Below are 239 nucleotides of genomic sequence, written 5' to 3'. Positions count from 1 at the left end.
TCGTTATCTGCCATGGTTGCCTCCACCCGCAGTGATCCGCAGAAAATCGGAAGTCGTTAGGCCAGCGGCTTTCGCTTCGTCCACCTGGTCGTGTTTCCTCGAGCTGACAAATGCCAGAACCGAGCATGCAAGGCACCAGGTTCCGACTCGCGCGCGAGGCAGAAGATCGCCCCTAGCTAGCTGCAACGCCTTCACCGCGCCATCATTGATATGTTTCTCCAGCAGCGCGTGGCAAGAAA

General features: G+C 57.7%; 1 protein-coding gene. It reads right to left on the bottom strand.

From position 1 onward, the window contains the following. Window positions 1-3: 3 nt before the first annotated feature. Window positions 4-239, bottom strand: a 236-nt coding sequence (locus tag KVT28_RS26655; protein ID WP_217551314.1) for a hypothetical protein, incomplete at its 5' end; no start/stop codon positions are given.

It is taken from the genome of Pantoea sp. GbtcB22, assembly GCF_019091025.1.
GTDB classification, from domain to species: Bacteria; Pseudomonadota; Gammaproteobacteria; order Enterobacterales; family Enterobacteriaceae; genus Pantoea; species Pantoea leporis.
This window is presented reverse-complemented; position numbering and strand designations above follow the sequence as displayed.